Below are 18,946 nucleotides of genomic sequence, written 5' to 3'. Positions count from 1 at the left end.
TCGTGGCACTGACCACGGCATCCGCCCCGGTCGTCCCCGAGCAGCCCGGCCGCGGGTCCCCCGTCGCACGCAAGCGACGGGGGGCCGGTGGCGGGCGCGGCCGGGAAGGCGTGGCCGGGTACGTATTCCTCTCCCCCTGGCTGCTCGGCCTGATGGGCATCACCGCCATCCCGATGCTGCTGTCGCTCTACCTCAGCTTCACCGACTACTCGGTCTTCTCCACCTGGGAGGACGTCGAGTGGATCGGGCTGGAGAACTACCGCACGATGTTCACGAACGACCCGCAGTTCTACCGCGCGGTCACCGTGACGCTCGGCTACGCGCTGGTGATGGTGCCGCTCAAGCTCGCCGCCGCGCTCGCGGTGGCGCTGCTGCTGAACCGCGCCTGGCGCGGCGTCGGGCTGTTCCGCGGCCTGTTCTACCTGCCGTCGCTGCTCGGCGGCAGCGTCGCGCTCGCGCTGGTGTGGAGCGCCCTGTTCGCCGGCGACGGCGCGGTCAACGAGTTCCTGGCCTTCTTCGGGATCACCGGGCAGGCCTGGGTCAACGACCCGGACTACGCGCTCGGCACCCTGATCATCCTGGGCATCTGGCAGTTCGGCGCGCCCATGGTGATCTTCCTGGCCGGGCTCAAGCAGGTGCCGGTCGAGCTGTACGAGGCCGCGTCCGTCGACGGGGCCAGCCCGTGGCGGCAGTTCTGGCACGTCACGATGCCGATGCTCTCGCCGGTGATCTTCTTCAACCTGGTGCTGGAGACGATCCGCGGATTCCAGAGCTTCACGTCCGCGTTCGTGATCAGCAACGGCAACGGCGGCCCGGTCGACTCCACGCTGCTCTACACGCTCTACCTCTACAAGCGCGGCTTCGCCGAGTTCGACATGGGGTACGCGTCCGCGCTCGCCTGGGTGTTCCTGCTGACGATCGGCATCCTGACGATCGTCCTGTTCAGCACCGGCCGGTTCTGGGTGCACTACGCCGATGGGGATGACCGATGACCGCTGTGGCGCCGCACGTCACCGTCCGGAAGAACCGGTTCAGCGCCGGGCAGGCGGTCCGGCTGGCCGTGCTGATCGTCGGCCTGCTGCTGGTGCTCTACCCGCTGGCCTGGGTGATCGGCTCGTCGTTCAAGTCGGACGCGGAGATCGCCAGCAACATCTCCGTGCTGCCGACCGAGTTCACGCTGTCGCACTACGCCGCGGGGTGGAACAGCTTCGACGTCAGCTTCACCCGGTTCTTCATCAACAGCACCGTGATCGCGCTGCTCACCGTGATCGCGAACGCGGTGTCCTGCCTGATCGCGGCGTACGCGTTCGCCCGGCTGCGGTTCCCGATGCGCGGACTCTGGTTCGCCATCATGATCGGTACGCTGCTGCTCCCCGGCGACGTGCTGATCATCCCGCAGTACATCGTGTTCAACACGCTGGGCTGGATCGACACCCCGCTGTTGCCGCTGATCGTGCCGAAGGCGCTGGCCACCGAGGCGTTCTTCGTGTTCCTCATGGTCCAGTTCATGCGGGGCATCCCGCGCGACCTGGACGAGGCCGCGACGATCGACGGCTGCTCACCGTACGGCGTGTTCTGGCACGTGATCCTGCCGCTGAGCCGGCCCGCGCTGGTCACCACCGCGATCTTCTCGTTCATCTGGACCTGGAACGACTTCTTCACCCAACTGGTCTACCTGAACGAGTTGGAGGACTACACGGTCCCGATCGCGCTGCGGCTGTTCATCGACTCGACCGGGCAGAGCTCGCTCGGCGCGATGTTCGCCATGTCCGTGCTGTCGCTGCTGCCGGTGTTCCTGTTCTTCGTCGCGTTCCAGCGGATGCTGGTCGAGGGCATCAACACCAGCGGCCTGAAGGGTTGAGGATTCGTCGTGGATGACCGCCAGTCGCCCGGGCCGGTGGAGGACGTTCCCCGGCCTCCGGTCCGGCGCGACTGGCGGGACACCCTCCGCGCCGCCTCCGACCTGGCCCTGACCGGCATCGTGATGACGCTGGCCGCGCTGCCGGTGATCACCGCGGGCGCGGCCGTCGGCACCGCCTCCGCGGCGGTCGCCCGATGGACGGATCAGGAGCGGTTCCCGGGGGTACGCGAGACCGCGCGCCACTTCCGGCACGGGCTGCTGCCCGGCATCCCGCCGCTGCTGGTGCTGATCGCGTTCGGCGTGCTGATCCGGCTCAACGTGCACGCGCTGAGCGTCGGCCTGGCGCCGGGCGGCCCGCCGCTGATCTGGGCGACGCTGGCGCTGGCGGTGGCCGGTGCCGGCTTCGCGGCCATGGTCGTGGTCGAGTTCGGCCGCGCGGGTGCGGGCTGGCGCGCCGCCACCCGGGACGCCGCCCGGCTGGCCGTGTCCCGGCCGGCGCTGCCGGCGGCGAGCGCGGGGATCATGGCGTTCACGATCGCGCTCGGCTACCTCATCCAGGTGATTTTGGTCCCGATCCTGGCCGGTTACACGCTGCTGGCGCTGCACGTGGTCCGGCGCCGGCTGGGCGGGGTGGCGGCTTCCGTGCGTACCGTGGAGGGCTCTTGATCCTGCCGGGTCAGTCCTCGGCGAAGTGCTGCACGCGGAAGCCGTTGTCGCCGCTGCCGCAGACGATGGTCGTCGCGTTCCAGGAGCACGAGCCGAGCCGCGCCTCGATCAGCGTGCCGATCTGCTGCGGGTCCCGGTCGTCGTCGACCACCGCGGCCAGCGGCACGCTCTCCGCGCCGGACGAGGAGAACGCGCGGTCGAAGAGCAGGAAGCTGCGCGCGTTGAGCCGGGCGCCGACGCCGCTCCAGTCGAAGACCTTCGTGCCGGCCGCGTCGTAGAGCGACGTCCGGAAGCTGCCGTCCTCGGCCTTGCGCCAGACCAGCAGCCCGTCGCCGGTGGCGACCATCGCGCCCGGGTCGGTCGTGGCGACCAGGCCCTTGACGTCGTCCCGGCGCCAGGCCTCCTTCGCGGTCCCGTCCGCCGGGACGTCGACGGCCGCGACCGCCTCCGTGTTCTCCTCGCCGATGTCGGCCAGGCAGAGCCGGTCGTCGCCGCACGGGATCAGCGTCTCGAGCCGCCGGTCGTGGGCGCCGTTGTAGACGACCACCGGCGCGGCGTCCGAGTCCAGGTCGTACGCGTCGATCCGGTAGCCGTCCCCGGTGGTGCCGATGTAGAGCCGGTCGTCGTCGGCCAGGATCTGCATGCCGAGGCTCGGGGTCAGGTAGGCGGGCTCGATCGCCACCGACCGCTCGGACGTGACCCGGCCGTTGGTCGCGTCCACCACGCGGGCGCGCTGGTCCGAGGTCACCAGCACGAACCGCTGCGCGGCGGCCGGGTTCGGCCACATCGGCGTGCCGCCGGGCCGGGCGGGTCCGGTCAGCTCGCCGGGTGAGCTGATCCGCGCGATGCGGAACGCCTCGGAGAACTCGCCGACCGGCACCGGCAGCTCCCAGCGCGGGTCGCCGGTCGCCAGGTCGAGCCCGACGAGCTTGCGTCCCTTCGGGTCGATCAGCACCAGGCGGTCCTCGAAGACCACGAACTGCTGGTTGAGCGCCAGCTCGCCGTTCCACAGGTGCGTGCCGTCTCGGTCGTAGACGGCCAGCGGACCCGGGGAGTCGTCGGTGAACGGGGCACCGGCGACGATCACGTACCGCTCCGTGGTGTGCAGCTCCGACCAGCTCACCGGCGCGGCCTGCGCGGTGGTCTGGAGCCACAGCCGCTCGTTCCGGGCCAGGTCGATGCCCTTGATCTCCAGCGTCTTGTCCGGGCGCTGGGCGGCGACGAACGCGCGGTCGCCGACGACCCCGGTGAAGAAGTCGCTGACGTAGGCGTCCGGGTCGTCCGTGACGGCCGGGAACTCGGTTCCCGGCTCCATCGTCTGGAAGGTGATCCGGGACGGGCGGTTCCACCCGCTCAGGTAGACGACGCCGGCCGTGACCAGCAGGATCAGCACGACCGAGGCGGCCAGGCCGGCCAGCAGCAGCGGCCGGCGGGACTTCGGCGGCGGTCCCGAATACACGGGCGGCGCGGAAGCCGGGGGTCCGGACGTCGGAGGTCCCGAGATCGGGGGTGCCGAGACCGGGGGCACGGATGCGGGTGAGACCGGGGGCGCGGATGCGGGCGACACCGGCGGCGCGATCGGCGCGGCGGTGGAGAGCAGCTCGGCCAGCGCGCCCTCCGCGACCGGCAGCTCCGGCTGCTCCAGCACGGTCGGCGCGATGTGCAGGTCGGAGTGGAGCAGGCGGCCCACCATCGGCACCCGGGACGAGCCGCCGACCAGGAACAGCCCGGCCAGCCGGTCCGGCGTGGTGCCGGCCGCGCGGATCACGCCGGCGGTCTCGTGCACGCCGCGGCGCAGCAGCGGCGTGATCACCTGCTCCAGCTCCTCGCGGGTCAGGTGCACCGCGCGCTCGACGCCCGGCACCGCGATCGGCGCGACCGTGGCCCGGGACAGCATCTCCTTGGCGCCGCGCACGTCGTCCCAGAGCTGGCGGCGGTTGCGCCACTGGGTCGCGGTGGCGGGCCGGAGCAGCGCCTCCCACGCCTGCGCCGCGCCGATGTCCAGCCGCTGGGTCGGGCCGTCCGGCGCGGCGTGCGGGGATGGCGCGGTCAGCAGGCGCCCGACGTGCTCGACCAGCGCGGCGTCCAGATCCAGCCCGCCCAGGTCGGCGACGCCGCCGGAGCTGACCACGGAGAAGACCGGCCGGCCGGCCGGACCGAGACCGTCGTTGCGGACCACCGCCACGTCCAGCGTGCCGCCGCCGAAGTCGAAGACCGCGAGCGCGGACCCGGCCGGCACCGGGCGGCTGAGCACCTCGGCGAAGTACCGCGCGGCCGCGACCGGCTCCGGGGTGAACCGGATCCCGCGCGGCCCGACCGGCGGCCAGCCCGCCCGCGCGACCGCCTGGGCCAGGGTCTCCCGGCGGACCGGGCCCCACGCGGCCGGGTGGGTGAGCATGGCCGGCGGCAGGAAGCCGACCGCCTCCACGGCGGCGCGGGCGACCGCGGCCAGCACGGCCGCGAGCAGGTCGACGACCGGGACCTCGCGGTCGCCGAGCAGCACGGACGTCTCGTCGATGCGGCGCTTCGGGTTCGGCTCGTAGCGGGCCGGGTCGGCCTGGGCGAGGCGCTGCGCGTCCCGGCCGACGTGCAGCCGGCCCTCCGGGTCCAGGTAGACGCCGGAGGGCATGATCGGCTGGCCGTCGAACAGCAGCGGGCGGGTGCGGCCGTCCGGCGTGTACAGCACGGCGACCGTGTTGGACGTGCCGAGATCGACGCCCAGCCCGTACGGGCCGTCCTGCCTCATGCCGGTGTCTCCCTCGCCGCATCCCGGCCGCTCCGGGAGATCAGCCTCGCATGGTAGTGACCCGGCGCAGCTCAGGCGTTACGGCGACGCGTGATCTCCGAAAGGGCGACCGCGGCGGCGACCGACGCGTTCAGCGACTCCACGTCCGAGGCCATCGGGATCGAGACGCGCAGGTCGCAGGTCTCGCCGACCAGCCGGGACAGGCCGCGGCCCTCGGAGCCGACCACCACCACGGTCGGGCCGGTGGCCGCCTCCAGGTGGTAGACGTCGGTGGCACCGTCCGCGTCCAGCCCGATCGCCAGGAAGCCCTCCTGCTGACAGGCCTTGATCGCCCTGGTCAGGTTCGTCACCTGGGCGACCGGGAGGCGGGCGGCCGCGCCGGCGCTGGTGCGCCACGCGGTCGCGGTGATCCCGGCGGCGCGGCGCTCCGGCACGAAGATGCCGTGCGCGCCGAACGCGGCGGCGGACCGGATCACGGCGCCGAGGTTGCGCGGGTCGGTGACGCCGTCCAGCGCGACCAGCAGCGGCGCGGTCTGCTCCAGCGCGGCGGCCACCAGGTCGGAGAAGTCCTCGTAGGCGAACGGCGGCACCTGCACGCCGATGCCCTGGTGCAGCACCCCGCCGGTGATCCGGTCCAGCTCGGCCCGGCTCACCTCCATGATGGCGATGCCCTTGTCGGCGCAGGTGCGCACCGCCTCGCGGACGCGCTCGTCCATCTCGATGCCGTGCGCCACGTAGAGCGCGGTCGCGGGCACGCCGGAGCGCAGCGCCTCGACCACCGGGTTGCGGCCGACCAGCAGCTCGGGCGAGTCCTTCGGCGGCGTGGAGCGGCGGCCCGGCGCGATCCGCGGGCCGCGCGCGCCGACCTTGCCGGCACCGCGGCCACCGGCGAGCGCGCCGCGACCGGACGCCGGGGCGCCGCGGCCGGTGCCGTTCCTGCCCCAGGTGGTGTCCTTGGTGCCGGGCATGCCGACCTTGGGCGCGCGGCCCTCGGCGGCCGCGGCCCGGCGCTCCTTGTCCTGCTTGCGCGCGGTCTTCTCGGGCAGCGGCTCGGTGCCGGAGTAGCCCTTGTGCCAGGGACGCTCGTCCGCCGGCAGCGTGCGGCCACGGCCGGCGAGGCCGGACCGGTTCTTTCCGCCGGAACCCTGCGACGCGCCCTTCTTCGGCGTGACGCGCTTGTTCCTGCGCTGCGAGTTGCCCGGCATCAGTGCTGCTCCCCAATGGTCCATCGTGGCCCGGCCGGGGTGTCCTCCACCGCGATGCCGGCGTTCTTGAGCTGGTCACGCACGGCGTCGGCGGCCTGCCAGTCCTTGCGGGCGCGCGCGGCGGTGCGCTGCTCGAGCGCGAGCGCGACCAGTGAGTCGATCACCGGGCGGAGGTCGCCGGCGCCACCGCCGCCGGCCTGCCAGGCCGGGTCCAGCGGGTCGACGCCGAACACGTCCAGCATGGCACGCACCTCGGCCAGCACGGCGGCGACCGTCGACCGGTCGCCGGCGCTGAGCGCGGTGTTGCCGCGGGTCATCGACTCGTGCACGACCGCGAGCGCCGCGGACGTATTCAGATCATCGTCCATCGCGGCCGCGAACGCGGGCGGGATGTCGCCCAGCTCACCCGGGCCGGTCAGCTCGGCGGCGCGCTGGACGAAACCCTCGATCCGCCGGTATGCCACCGCGGCCTCGCGCAGCGCGTCGTCCGAGTAGTCGATGGTCGACCGGTAGTGCGGCTGCGCCTCGTAGTAGCGCAGCTCGACCGGGCGCACGCCGATGCCGGCCACGTGCGCGAGATCCAGCACGTTCCCCGTCGACTTGCTCATCTTCGACGCGCCGAGGTTGAGCAGCGCGTGGTGCACCCAGTAGCCGGCGAAGCCGAACCCGGCGGCGCGGGACTGGGCGATCTCGTTCTCGTGGTGCGGGAACTGGAGGTCGAGCCCGCCGCCGTGGATGTCGAAGTCCTCGCCGAGGTAGCGCCAGGACATGGCGGAGCACTCGATGTGCCAGCCGGGCCGGCCGCGGCCCCACGGCGACGGCCAGCTGCCGGCCAGCGGCTCGGACTCCTTCACGCCCTTCCACAGCGCGAAGTCGCGCGGGTCCCGCTTGGCGCGGGCCTCGCTGTCCGCCGCCTCCTGCATGTCGTCCGGGTGCTGGCCGGAGAGCGCGCCGTACGCCGGGAAGCTGCGGACCGAGAAGTAGACGTCGCCGCAGCCGTCCGCGGCCGGGTACGCATGACCGTCCTCGATCAGCTTCGCGATGATCTGCTGGATCTCCGGGATGTGACCGGTGGCACGCGGCTCGTACGTCGGCGGGAGCACGTTGAGTGACCGGTACGCCGCGGCGAGCTTGACCTCGTTCTCATACGCGATGGACCAGAACGGGCGACCCTGCTCGGTGGACTTCGCGAGGATCTTGTCGTCGATGTCCGTCACGTTGCGGACGAACGTCACGTCGTATCCGGAGCGCAGCAGCCAGCGCCGGAGGACGTCGTAGTTGACCCCGGAGCGGAGGTGGCCGATGTGCGGCGGCGCCTGAACGGTGAGACCACACAGGTAGATCCCGACCTTGCCGGGTGACCGCGGGACGAAGTCCCGCACCGAGCGGGTCGCGGTGTCGTACAAGCGTAGTGTCACCCTCCAAGGGTAACGGCCGGCCCCCGCCTCGCGGGGACCGGCCATCGTACCAGCGAATGATCTTGATTAGGTGGTTACGGCTTCACCCAGGGCTGGAGCGGGGTGGTGACGGCCTTGTAGGCGTCCACGATCCCGTACCCCCAGATGCTGTTGAAGTTCTTCGTGCCGGTGCACAGCGCGTCGTACTCGGCCGACAGGCCCACCTCCGCGTAGCTGATCAGCGCCGGCGTCGGGCAGGCCTGCTCCGCCGCGGTGCGGTAGAGGTGCTGCTCGACCCAGTTCGGCGGGAGCGTCAGCCCGCCACGGCGCCAGTCCGGCGTGCCGAACTTCGACACGATCAGCCCGGCGACGCCGGAGGCGTGCGGCGACGCCATCGACGTGCCTTGCAGGTACGCGTAGTACCCGCACGCGCCGGCCTTGGTGCAGTCCTTGAACACCCGGTTCTCGAAGCCGGGGACGATGTTGCCCTCCGCGTCCACCCGGCCGATCTCCTGCAGGACCTTCAGCGGGTACGCCGAGAGGATCCGATTGGCGAACGTGTCACCGGTGCCCTGCGTGTCCGTGGCCCAGCCACCCGGCGCGGCGACGGAGATCTGCTCCGTGCCCCAGTTCGAGTAGTCGGACTTGCGGCCGGACGGGCCGGTCGCGGACACACCGATCACGAACGGGCCCTCGGCCGGCAGGTCGAAGCAGGTCGCGTTGTCGATCTCGCGCGGCCGCTCGGTGCCACCCGGGTAGTTCGGGCTGGACGCGTCCGGCCGCGGGTTGCCCAGGTCCTCGTGGCTGTTGCCGAGCGAGCCGACCAGCGTCACGCCCTTGTTGTGCGCGTAGGTCAGCGCACGCCGGACCGCGGTGATGGTGGCCCGCTGCTCCGCCTGCTCGGCGGCCGAGTCGGCCGGGTTGTTCAGGCAGTTGAAGCGCCACGGGTCGATGTAGAAGGACATGTTCACCACGTCCAGGCCCGCGTCGCCGGCGTAGGTCAGCGCGTTGACGACCGACTCCAGGAAGAAGTATCCGGAGTCCTGGCCGCCCTTCAGCTCGACCAGCGTGACGTTCGGCGCCACGCCGGAGATGCCGGAGCCGTTGACCGCCGCGCCGATCGTGCCGGCGACGTGCGTGCCGTGGCCGGCGTCGTCCGTGCCGACCGGGTCGAGGCAGCTCTCGACCTCACACGGGCCGTCGACGTCCGGGATATCGCGCGCAAAGTTGCGGGACAGCTTCCAGCTGAAGTTGGCCGCGATGTCGGGGTTGCTGGCGTCCACGCCGGTGTCCAGAATGCCGACCGTCACGCCGCGGTCGCCCGGCTCCACCCGGCGGGCGTCGTCGGAGCGGACCTGCTCCAGGCCCCAGAGCTTCTCGTCCAGCGGGTCGAGCTTCGGGCCGCCGTGGCCGCCGCGCTTGGCCGCGGCCCGGGACGAGGGCGCCAGCAGTGCCTCCTGCTCGACCAGGTCGAGCTTGGGCGCCTTGCCGATCGCGCGGTCGTTGCTCGAGGCGCCGATCAGCGCGGTCGAGGCCGCGGCCTTCGCCGCGAAGTCGGCCGCACCGGCGGTCACCGTGAACGTGCCGACGCTGTCGTTGCTCTCGACCACCGTGCCGCCGGCGGCCGCGATCGCCGCCGTGGCCGCGGCGGTGGAGACACCGTCCTCCGCGACCACCGTGTATTCGGCCGCGCCGGCCGCGGCCGGTGCGGCGGTGGCCGCCCCGGCGGGGACCGCCAGCACCAACGCCAGCCCGGTCACGGTCGCGACCGAGCCGGCGGTGAAGCGTCTGCTCACCATCTGCTTCCTCTCGAGTCGAGGGACGGCCGCCGATGGCGGCCTGGAAGCATCCCACCCGATCTCGATGTATTCGCATAGAGGCAAGCACAAATTCTTTACACAGGCGTAGCAGACGAAACCAGGAGCTACGGCCGCGTCATGCGCAGAACGTCAAGAGCGGTGTCCAACTGCTCCTCGGTGAGCTTTCCGGACGCCACGTGGCCGCGCTCCACGACCACCTCGCGGATGGTCTTGTTCTCCTTCAGCGCGGTCTTCGCGATCGAGGCGGCCTCGTCGTACCCGAGGTAGCGGTTGAGCGGCGTGACGATCGACGGCGAGCCCTCCGCGTACCCGCGGGTGATGTCGGTGTCCGCCTCCAGCCCGGCCACGCAGCGGTCGGCCAGCAGCCGGGACACGTTCGCCACGAGTTTGATCGACTCCAGCAGGTTGCGGCCCATCACCGGGAGCATCACGTTCAGCTCGAAGTCGCCCTGGGTGCCGGCGAACGCCACGGCCGCGTCGTTGCCGATCACCTGCGCGACGACCTGGCGGACCGCCTCCGGCACCACCGGGTTCACCTTGCCCGGCATGATCGACGAGCCGGGCTGGAGGTCGGGCAGGCGCAGCTCGCGCAGGCCGGCGCGCGGGCCCGAGCCCATCCAGCGGATGTCGTTGGCGATCTTGTAGAGGCCGGCCGCGATCGTGCGCACCTGGCCGGACGCCTCGACCAGCGCGTCGCGCGCGCCCTGCGCCTCGAAGTGGTTGCGGGCCTCGGTCAGCGGCAGGCCGGTGGCGGCGCGCAGCTTCTCGATCACGGCGGGCGCGAAGCCGGGCGGCGTGTTCACGCCGGTGCCGACCGCGGTGCCGCCGAGCGGCAACTCCGCCAGCCGGGGCAGCGCGGCCTCCAGGCGCTCGACGCCGTACCGCACCTGCGCGGCGTAGCCGGAGAACTCCTGGCCGAGCGTGACCGGGGTGGCGTCCATCAGGTGGGTGCGGCCGGACTTCACGGTGGTCTCCCACTCGGCGGCCTTGGCGCCCAGCGCGTCGGCCAGATGTCCGAGCGCCGGGATCAGGTCGTGCGTGACCGCCTGGGTGGCGGCCAGGTGGATCGAGGAGGGGAACACGTCGTTACTGGACTGGGACGCGTTCACGTGGTCGTTCGGGTGCACGTCACGGCCCAGCTCGCGGCTGGCCAGCGTGGCGATGACCTCGTTGGTGTTCATGTTGGACGAGGTGCCGGAGCCGGTCTGGAACACGTCGATCGGGAACTGGTCGTCGTAGCCGCCGTCCGCCACGTGCGCGGCCGCGGTCTCGATCGCCTTCGCCACGTCCGTGTCGACCACGCCGAGCTCCGCGTTCACCGCGGCGGCCGCGCCCTTGATCTGCGCCAGCGCGCGGATGTGGGCCGGCTCCAGGCCGCGCCCGGAGATGGGGAAGTTCTCCACGGCCCGCTGGGTCTGGGCTCGCCACAGCGCGTCCACCGGCACCCGGACCTCGCCCATGGTGTCGCGCTCGATCCGATATCCACTCTCGTTCGCAGTCGTCACAGCCCTCATCCTCCCTCTCCGGCGGCCGGCTCGCAGTTGATCTGAGCCACCCCCATCTCCTCGAAGATCATCTGTGCGCGCTCGCGGCACGCGCGGGCCTCGTCCGGGTCCCGCCGGGTCAGGCAGTCGCCCAGGCCGGCCAGCGCGCGGGCCTGCTCGTACCGGTGGCCGATCTGCACCGAGATGGCCAGCGAGCGCCGGTACGCCTCCGCCGCGGCCGTCTCGTCCCCGGCCGCCAGCAGCGTGGCCGCGAGGTCGTTGCCGACCAGCGCCTCGCCCTGCCGGTCGCCGACGGTCCGCATGATCCGCAGCGCCTCCTGGTGGTGCCGCTCCGCCTCGGCCAACCGGCCCTGGAGGCGGCGTGCGGTGCCGAGGTCGTTGAGCACCTCGGCCTCGTTGTACGGGATGCCGCGCTGGCGGCGCAGGGCGGCGGTGAGGCAGCGGGCCGCCGCGTCGGCCGCGCCCATCCGCACCCGGACCGCGCCGATGTGGCCGAGCGCGACCGAGACGTTGTGCTGGTCGCGGCGCTCGCAGGCGAGCAGCAGGTGGCGGCGGTGGTAGTGCAGCGCCTCCTCGTACCGGCCGAGCAGCGTGGCGACGAAGCCCATCTTCGGCAGGTGCAGCATGCGCCCGCGGTCGTCGCCGAGCCGTTCCCAGACCGCGTAGGACGCGCGCGCGTTCGCCAGCGCCTCCGGCAGCAGCCCCATCATCAGCTGCACCGCGGAGAGGTTGCCGCGCGTGGTGGCGGTGCCCCGGTCGTCGCCGAGCAGCTCGCGCAGCCGCAGCGACTCGGTCAGGTGCGTCACCGCGTCCGCGTACCGGCCGGTGCGGTAGTAGGAGGAGGCCAGGTAGTTGAGCACCTGCGCCACGGCCGCGTCGTCGCCCGCCAGCCGGGCGGCGGCCAGACCGCGCTCGTGCAGCACGATCAGGTCGTCGTGGTACGCGTTGACGTACAGGAACCGCCACGCCGCCCGCGCCAGCCACCAGGCGTAGTGCGCGTGCCCGGCGCCGATCGCCCGGTCGGCCAGCGCGATCAGCGCGGCCCGTTCGTCCTCCAGCCAGCGCAGCTTGCTGGGCAGCGCCTCGACCAGGTCCGGGCGCTGCGCCGGCCCCCAGCCGCGCACGTCACCGGAGCTGTGCGCCTCCATGCCGACCGTGGACGCGTCCGCCGCGTGCAGGTAGAAGTCGAGCAGCCGGCCGACCGCGGCGTGCCGTTCCGGCAGCGGGTCCCGGGCGGCGAGCCCGGACGCGAACTCGCGCATCAGGTCGTGCAGGCGGTAGCGCCCGGCCTGCGGCTCCTCCACCAGGTGCCAGTCCACCAGGTCGTCCAGCACGTCCTGCGCGTCGTCCAGCGGCAGCCCGGCCAGCGCGGCCGTGGTGTACGCGTCGAACCGCTCGCCCGGGTGCAGCCCGAGCAGCCGGAACACCCGCTGCGCCACGGCCGGCAGGTGCGCGTAGGAGAGGTCGAACGCGCTGGCCACGGTGCGCTCCTCGGCCGCCAGCTCGGGCAGCGCGGAGCGGCCGGCCAGCCGCCGGGCCAGGTCCGCGACCCGCCAGCGTGGACGGTGCGCCAGCCGGGCCGCGGCCAGCCGGATCGCCAGCGGGAGGTAGCCGCAGCAGCGCACCACGTCGGCCGCCGCCTCCGGCTCCGCGCGCACCCGGTCGCCGGCGATGCGGGCCAGCAGGTCGACCGCCTCGGACTCGGAGAGCACCGGCAGCGACTCCGGGCGGACCGCGTCCAGCCCGAGCAGCCGGCGCCGGCTGGTGATCAGCGCGAGGCTGCCCGCGGAGGCCGGCAGCAGCGGCGCGATCTGCGCGGTACTGGCCACGTTGTCCAGCACCACCAGCGCCCGGCGGGCGGCCAGCTCGCTGCGCCAGAGCGCCACCCGGTCGTCCATGTCCACCGGAATCCGGTCGCCGGGCAGGCCGAGCTGGCGCAGCAGCGTGACCAGCGCGGCGGACGCGTCCAGCGGCCGGCGCAGGCTGTGCCCGTGCAGGTCGATGAAGAGCTGCGCGTCCGGGTAGCGCGGCGCCACCAGGTTCGCCACGTGCACCGCCAGCGTGGTCTTGCCGCTGCCGGCCATGCCGTCGATCACCTGGATCACCGGGCCGTCGAAGCCGGCCTCCTCGACCGCGCCGACCAGCCGGTCCACCGCGTCGGCCCGGCCGGTGAAGTCCGCGACGGTACGCGGCAGCGCGCGCACCGGCAGCGTCACGTCCCGCTGCGCCGGCGGGGCCGAGGCCTGCACCTCACCGGTGAGGATCTGCCGCTGCACCTCGCGCAGCGCCGGTCCCGGCTCGATGCCCAGCTCGGTGGCCAGCACCTCGCGCGCGTCCCGGTAGACCGCGAGCGCGTCCGCCTGCCGGCCGGCCCGGTAGAGCGCGATCATCAGCTGGCCGCGCAGCCGTTCCCGCAGCGGGTGGCGCTCGACCAGCCCGGTCAGCCCGCTGATCGCCTCGCGCTCCAGGCCGAGCCGCAGCTCCACGTCGAACGTGTCCTCTATGGCCAGCAGCCGCTGCTCGTCCAGCGCGGCGGCGGCGCGGCGCACGGCCGGGCTGGTGATGCCGGCCAGCGCGGGTCCCTTCCAGAGCGAGAGCGCGGCGCGGAAGTGCTCCCGCGCCTCCGCCCACTCCTCCTTCTCCACCGCGAGCCGGGCCTGGGCGAGGCGGCGGTCGAAGACGTTCACGTCGACCTGCTCCGGGTCGGCGACCAGGCGGTATCCGGCCGGGTCCGTGACGATCAGGTCGGCGGGCAGCCCGGCCTCGGCGAACGCGCGGCGGATCCGGGAGACGCTGCTCTGCAGCTGGCCGCGGGCGGTGGCGGGCGGCGACGAGTCCCACAGCGCGTCGACCAGCTGGTCGATCGAGACCACGTGCAGCGAGTTGAGCAGCAGCATGGCGAGCACGACCCGGTCCCGGCCGGCGGCGACCGGCGCGTCGACGCCACCGTTCGCGACCCGCAGCGGACCTAGGATGCCAAACCACATCGCGACTCCCGGACGTGCCTCGCCGAGCAGAAATGTAGCTCCTCCGGACGGTGGCTCCCATCGCCGATCACGGCGAACCGGGACAAACGATTGCGGTACGGCAAACAGCAGGCCACCCGATGATCGGCCGTGAGAGCGGAACGGCAGCGATTCGGAAGCGACGTCCGGCAGGCTATGGCTGCGGATGTGTGAACACGTCCCGCAAGATCACAACGGGGGCGGTCGCCTGCCCGTCCGCGCGGTCCCGGACCGGGACGGGCATGCGACCGACGTGACACGGCGGCTACCGACGGCCCACGGTCAGGACCGGCTTGGTGACCTCGGCGAAGAAGTCGTTGCCCTTGTCGTCCACCACGATGAACGCGGGGAAGTCCTCCACCTCGATCTTCCAGACCGCCTCCATGCCCAGCTCGGGGTACTCCAGCACCTCGACGTGGCGGATGCAGTCCTGGGCCAGGCGCGCGGCCGGGCCACCGATCGAGCCGAGGTAGAAGCCGCCGTACCGGTGGCAGGCCTCGGTGACGCCCCGGGAGCGGTTGCCCTTCGCCAGCATCACCATGCTGCCGCCCGCGGCCTGGAACTTCTCCACGTAGGCGTCCATCCGGCCGGCCGTGGTCGGGCCGAACGAGCCGGATGCGTACCCCTCGGGGGTCTTCGCCGGGCCGGCGTAGTAGACCGCGTGGTCGCGCAGGTACCGCGGCATCTCGCCGCCGCCGTCCAGCAGCTCGGCGATCTTCGCGTGCGCGATGTCGCGCGCCACGACCAGCGGCCCGCTCAGCGAGAGCCGGGTCTTCACCGGGTAGCGGGACAGCTCCGCGCGGATCTCGTCCATCGGACGGTTCAGGTCGATCTTCACGACCTCGTCCGTCTCCAGCGTCTCGTCCGTGACGTCCGGCAGGAACCGGGCCGGGTCCGTCTCCAGCCGCTCCAGCCACACGCCGGACGGAGTGATCTTGGCAACCGCCTGGCGGTCCGCGGAGCAGGAGACCGCGATCGCGACCGGGCAGGACGCGCCGTGCCGGGGCAGCCGGACCACGCGCACGTCGTGGCAGAAGTAACGGCCGCCGAACTGCGCGCCGATGCCGAACCGGCGGGTCAGGTCCAGCACCTCCGCCTCCAGCTCCAGGTCGCGGAAGCCATGCGCCAGCATCGAGCCGGAGGTGGGCAGCGTGTCCAGGTACTTCGCGCTGGCCAGCTTCGCGGTCTTCAGCGCGTACTCCGCGGAGGTGCCGCCGATCACGATCGCCAGGTGGTACGGCGGGCAGGCCGAGGTGCCGATCGCCCGCAGCTTCTCCTCCAGGAACTGCATCATCCGGACGGGGTTGAGCAGCGCCTTCGTCTCCTGGAAGAGGAACGACTTGTTGGCCGAGCCGCCGCCCTTGGCCATGAACAGGAACTTGTACGCGTCCGGGTGCCCGCCCGGGTCCTCCGCGTACAGCTCGATCTGCGCCGGCAGGTTGGTCCCGGTGTTCCGCTCCTCCCACATGGTCAGCGGCGCGAGCTGGGAGTAGCGCAGGTTGAGCCGGGTGTACGCCTCGAACACGCCGCGCGAGATCGCCTCCTCGTCCAGCCCGTCCGTGAGCACGTGCCGGCCGCGTTTGCCGACCACGATCGCGGTGCCGGTGTCCTGACACATCGGCAGCACGCCGCCGGCCGCGATGTTCGCGTTGCGCAGCAGGTCGGTGGCGACGAAGCGGTCGTTCGGCGAGGCGGCCGGGTCGTCGATGATGGATCGCAGCTGGGCCAGGTGCGCCGGGCGCAGGTAGTGCGCGATGTCGTGCATCGCCTCCGCGGTCAGCTGGGTCAGCACGGACGGCTCTATGGTCAGGAAACGGCGCCCGCCCGGCCCGTTGACGACATCCACGCCCTCGTCGCTCACGAGGCGGTACTCGGTCAGGTCGTCCCCGAGCGGCAGCAGGGGGGCATGGGAGAAGGCGGCGGCACTGCTCATGAGCCGCAAGCCTAGGCCAGTCCGGGGACGGCTTCGGTGACCGGTCCGTGGCTACTTGCCGGAGAGGCCGCAATTGGGCCGGGACGGATCCGCGCACACCGCGTCGGCATCGCCGTCACCGGGCGCTCCGCCCGTTTGGTCGGAACTCCCGCCATCGGCAAGTTGCGACCCGTAGGGCACGTATCCGATGTCCCGGCCGTCCCCGATGATCAGGCCGGCCGGGCCGACCGCGAGCACGTCCGCGCCGGACCGCACCTCGGCCAGCACGGCGCCGCTCACCGGCGCGAGCGCCACCACCCGGTCCGGGTCCTTCTCGATCACCACCACCGCGTACCGGGCGATCGCGGCCTGGGTGTCCCCGTCCGCGTCGCGCGACCAGGCGACGCCCTCCTGGCCCAGCACGTACCCGCGGAGCAACCGGTCGTCCTCGGTGCGCACGGCCACGAACTGGTCGTCCACCGAGAGCACCCGGTCGCCCGGCTCGCCGGTCCACAGCAGCCGGCCGTCGAACATGTCCACGATCACCTCGCGGCGGTCCGGCGCCACGCCGAGCACCACGTTGCGCCCGCCGCTGGGGTCCGCGCGCTGCGCGCACCCGGCGCTCTCCGTGGTGCGCAGGTTCAGCGCGGTCTGCCGCCAGACCTCCCGGCCGGTGCCCGCCTCGTGGCCGGTCACCGTGAAGTAGCAGGTGCCGTCCGCGGACTGGGCGAGCACCCGGATCACCCGGCCGCCCGCGGTGGTCACCCGCTCCTCCCGGCCCGGGTCCGCGACCCGGGCCACCCGGCCGGTGCCGGTCTCCACCACGTATACCTTGTTGTCGATCGGCAGGCCGAGCAGCGCGGGCGCCGGTTGGGGGCCGGCCGCGTCGCCGCTCACCCGCGGCGTGGTCAGCAGTTCCGTACCGAACGACCTGGGGTTGTCGGGGTTGAGGCCGACCTGGATGCCGGGCAGGTCGGTGGACCAGCGCGGCGCGGTACCGCGCGGGTCCCAGGCGGAGAGCACGCAGTCCTTCGCGGCGAAGCACCGCACGTCGACCAGCAGGTTTCGGTACGTCCAGACGCCCACCGCGTCCGTGCTGGTCCGCAGCACCGTGCCGTCGTAGGGGTTGAGCACCTGGTAGCCCTTGGTGAGCAGCTCGCCGGTCAGCACCACCGCGCCGTCCCCTTCGCCGGCCACCGCGTTCCAGCTGATCCCGGTCTTCTCCCAGGCGAGGCCACCGCTGGCGAGCGCGCGTCCCTCGACCGCGTCACCCCGGTCGATGATCACGGCGCCACCGGCTATCGTGACGGTCCGCGGCAGGGCGCCGACCCGCTGCTGCCATGCCGGGGCGGGCTCCGCCAGCGGGCCGCTCTGGTTGACCCAGGCCCACACGCCGGGCCACGGGTTCCACACGTTGGTCAGCGCCAGCGTCACCAGCGCGACGACGGCAAGGATCAGCCAGCACCTCACGCACGGACGCCGGCCATTCGCCACGCGCCCACGCTAACCACGCCTCCCCGGCATGGCGTGAATGCGCAATTCCCGCCTGTCCATAACAAACAGGACCAAAAGCATCGGCCGGTACGTACGCCTAAGCTGATCACCATGCTTCGGCGAGTGATCGGAACGCGGTATGTCACACCGCTCCGCGAGGGCGGATCGCTGCCCGGCGTGATCGAGGCCGACGACCTCGGCACCTACGTGGTCAAGTTCCGCGGCGCCGGCCAGGGCCCGAAGGCGCTGGTCGCCGAGGTGATCGCGGGCGAGCTGGCCCGCCGCCTCGGCCTGCCCGTGCCGGAGCTGGTGGTGCTGGAGCTGGACCCGGTGATCGCCCGCGCCGAGCCCGACCAGGAGGTCCAGGAGCTGCTGCGTCACTCCGGCGGCGACAACCTCGGCATGGACTTCCTGCCCGGCGCGCTCGGCTTCGACCCGCTCGCCCACCCGGTCGACCCGCTGCTCGCCTCGCGCATCCTGTGGTTCGACGCGTTCGTGGAGAACGTGGACCGCAGCTGGCGCAACCCGAACATGCTGACCTGGCACCACGGCGGCCTCTGGCTGATCGACCACGGCGCCGCGCTCTACTTCCACCACAACTGGCCGCGGGCCGGCGCGGTGGTGCACCGGCCGTTCAAGGGAGACGATCACGTGCTGGCGCCGTTCGCCACCCGGCTGGCCGAGGCGGACGCGTCGCTCGGCCCGCAGATCACCCGCGAGCTGCTGAGCGACGTGCTGGCGCTGGTGCCGGACGGCTGGCTGGCCGCGCCGGACAGCGAGGACCCGGCGCTGGCCACGGCGGACGGCGTGCGCGCGGCCTACCGCGACCACCTGCTGGCCCGCGCCGGCGGCCGGGACGCCTGGCTGCCGGTGGGGGTGTCGAAGTGAGCGAACCATCGGCTCAGCGCCGACCACGGCGTCACCGCAGCGTCGAGGGGATTCCGGCATGAGCGACCGGCAACTGTTCGAGTACGCGGTGGTGCGGGTGCTGCCGCGGGTGGAGCGCGGCGAGCAGATCAACGTCGGCGTGATCCTCTACTGCCAGCGAACCGGGTTCCTGGCCGCGCGCACCGCACTGGACCTGGACCGGCTGCGCGCGCTGGACCGTACCGTCGACGCGGACGCGGTGCTCGGCGCGCTGCGGTCGTTCGAGGTCACCACCGCGGGCGACGCGGTCTGCGGGCCGGCCGGCGGCATGCGGCCCGGTGAACGGTTCCGCTGGCTGACCGCGCCGCGCAGCACGATCATCCAGACCGGGCCGGTGCACACCGGGCTGACCGCGGACCCGGCCGCGGAGCTGGAGCGATTGATGGACGTGCTGGTCAGATAGCCGAG

The 18,946-nt window shown here is 72.7% G+C and carries 13 protein-coding genes; 5 read left to right on the top strand and 8 right to left on the bottom strand.

What is annotated here, in order from left to right:
* The first annotated feature begins 2 nt into the window (after positions 1-2).
* From J2S41_RS35625 to J2S41_RS35615, 3 genes are read left to right on the top strand one after another with little or no spacing between them, the layout of a single operon-like run.
* Positions 3-992, top strand: coding sequence for a carbohydrate ABC transporter permease (locus J2S41_RS35625; protein ID WP_374728214.1), 990 nt, complete (start codon positions 3-5; stop codon positions 990-992).
* On the top strand, positions 989-1,861 hold the full coding sequence (locus J2S41_RS35620; protein WP_310374666.1) for a carbohydrate ABC transporter permease: 873 nt from the start codon (positions 989-991) through the stop codon (positions 1,859-1,861). Before J2S41_RS35625 ends, J2S41_RS35620 begins: the two co-directional genes overlap by 4 nt.
* A 9-nt stretch (positions 1,862-1,870) precedes the next feature.
* Positions 1,871-2,527, top strand: coding sequence for a hypothetical protein (locus tag J2S41_RS35615; RefSeq protein WP_310374664.1), 657 nt, complete (start codon positions 1,871-1,873; stop codon positions 2,525-2,527).
* Positions 2,528-2,537: 10 nt separating this feature from the next.
* Here the strand turns inward: J2S41_RS35615 and J2S41_RS35610 are convergent, their stop codons facing one another.
* The 8 genes from J2S41_RS35610 to J2S41_RS35575 form a co-directional block, all read right to left on the bottom strand.
* Positions 2,538-5,273 (bottom strand): Hsp70 family protein, encoded by a 2,736-nt coding sequence (locus tag J2S41_RS35610; protein WP_310374663.1) that lies wholly within the window; start codon positions 5,271-5,273, stop codon positions 2,538-2,540.
* Positions 5,274-5,344: 71 nt separating this feature from the next.
* Entirely contained in the window at positions 5,345-6,478 is a 1,134-nt protein-coding gene (gene rlmB, locus J2S41_RS35605; protein WP_310374661.1) for a 23S rRNA (guanosine(2251)-2'-O)-methyltransferase RlmB, read from the bottom strand.
* A complete protein-coding gene (gene cysS / locus J2S41_RS35600; protein ID WP_310374660.1) occupies positions 6,478-7,896 on the bottom strand; it encodes a cysteine--tRNA ligase in 1,419 nt (472 codons plus the stop codon). Before cysS ends, rlmB begins: the two co-directional genes overlap by 1 nt.
* Positions 7,897-7,970: 74 nt before the next feature.
* The gene (locus J2S41_RS35595) at positions 7,971-9,671 is read right to left on the bottom strand and encodes a S8 family serine peptidase (protein WP_310374659.1); all 1,701 of its coding nucleotides are present in this window, start codon (positions 9,669-9,671) and stop codon (positions 7,971-7,973) included.
* Positions 9,672-9,799: 128 nt separating this feature from the next.
* Entirely contained in the window at positions 9,800-11,209 is a 1,410-nt protein-coding gene (locus tag J2S41_RS35590; RefSeq protein ID WP_310374657.1) for a class II fumarate hydratase, read from the bottom strand.
* Positions 11,206-14,187 carry an AfsR/SARP family transcriptional regulator gene (locus J2S41_RS35585; RefSeq protein ID WP_310374656.1) on the bottom strand — a complete coding sequence of 994 codons (2,982 nt, stop codon included), beginning with the start codon at positions 14,185-14,187 and terminating at the stop codon, positions 11,206-11,208. The genes J2S41_RS35590 and J2S41_RS35585 overlap by 4 nt, the downstream gene beginning before the upstream one ends.
* 283 nt (positions 14,188-14,470) lie before the next feature.
* The gene (locus tag J2S41_RS35580) at positions 14,471-16,138 is read right to left on the bottom strand and encodes a fumarate hydratase (RefSeq protein ID WP_310374654.1); all 1,668 of its coding nucleotides are present in this window, start codon (positions 16,136-16,138) and stop codon (positions 14,471-14,473) included.
* A 51-nt stretch (positions 16,139-16,189) separates the two neighbouring features.
* Complete coding sequence (locus J2S41_RS35575; RefSeq protein WP_310374652.1) at positions 16,190-17,587, bottom strand: PQQ-binding-like beta-propeller repeat protein; 1,398 nt, start codon at positions 17,585-17,587, stop codon at positions 16,190-16,192.
* A gap of 147 nt (positions 17,588-17,734) precedes the next feature.
* On the opposite strand from J2S41_RS35575, the gene J2S41_RS35570 reads away from it, so the two are divergent.
* Together J2S41_RS35570 and J2S41_RS35565 are read left to right on the top strand one after the other, a co-directional pair.
* On the top strand, positions 17,735-18,499 hold the full coding sequence (locus tag J2S41_RS35570) for a HipA family kinase (protein ID WP_310374649.1): 765 nt from the start codon (positions 17,735-17,737) through the stop codon (positions 18,497-18,499).
* 58 nt (positions 18,500-18,557) lie between these two features.
* Positions 18,558-18,941, top strand: a complete 384-nt coding sequence (locus tag J2S41_RS35565) for a DUF3037 domain-containing protein (RefSeq protein WP_310374647.1) — start codon at positions 18,558-18,560, stop codon at positions 18,939-18,941.
* Positions 18,942-18,946 lie beyond the last annotated feature (5 nt).

Source organism: Catenuloplanes atrovinosus (assembly GCF_031458235.1).
In the GTDB taxonomy this organism is placed as follows: Bacteria; Actinomycetota; Actinomycetes; order Mycobacteriales; family Micromonosporaceae; genus Catenuloplanes; species Catenuloplanes atrovinosus.
The sequence above is the reverse complement of the archived record's forward strand: the minus strand, read 5'-3'. Positions and strand labels throughout refer to the sequence as shown.

Coding starts and splice junctions, on each gene's coding strand:
- J2S41_RS35620 (WP_310374666.1), top strand. CDS start 989: ATGACCGCTGTGGCGCCGCACGTCACCGTCCGGAAGAACCGGTTCAGC.
- J2S41_RS35610 (WP_310374663.1), bottom strand. CDS start 5,273: ATGAGGCAGGACGGCCCGTACGGGCTGGGCGTCGATCTCGGCACGTCC.
- J2S41_RS35580 (WP_310374654.1), bottom strand. CDS start 16,138: ATGAGCAGTGCCGCCGCCTTCTCCCATGCCCCCCTGCTGCCGCTCGGG.
- J2S41_RS35585 (WP_310374656.1), bottom strand. CDS start 14,187: ATGTGGTTTGGCATCCTAGGTCCGCTGCGGGTCGCGAACGGTGGCGTC.
- J2S41_RS35590 (WP_310374657.1), bottom strand. CDS start 11,209: ATGAGGGCTGTGACGACTGCGAACGAGAGTGGATATCGGATCGAGCGC.
- rlmB (WP_310374661.1), bottom strand. CDS start 6,478: ATGCCGGGCAACTCGCAGCGCAGGAACAAGCGCGTCACGCCGAAGAAG.
- J2S41_RS35565 (WP_310374647.1), top strand. CDS start 18,558: ATGAGCGACCGGCAACTGTTCGAGTACGCGGTGGTGCGGGTGCTGCCG.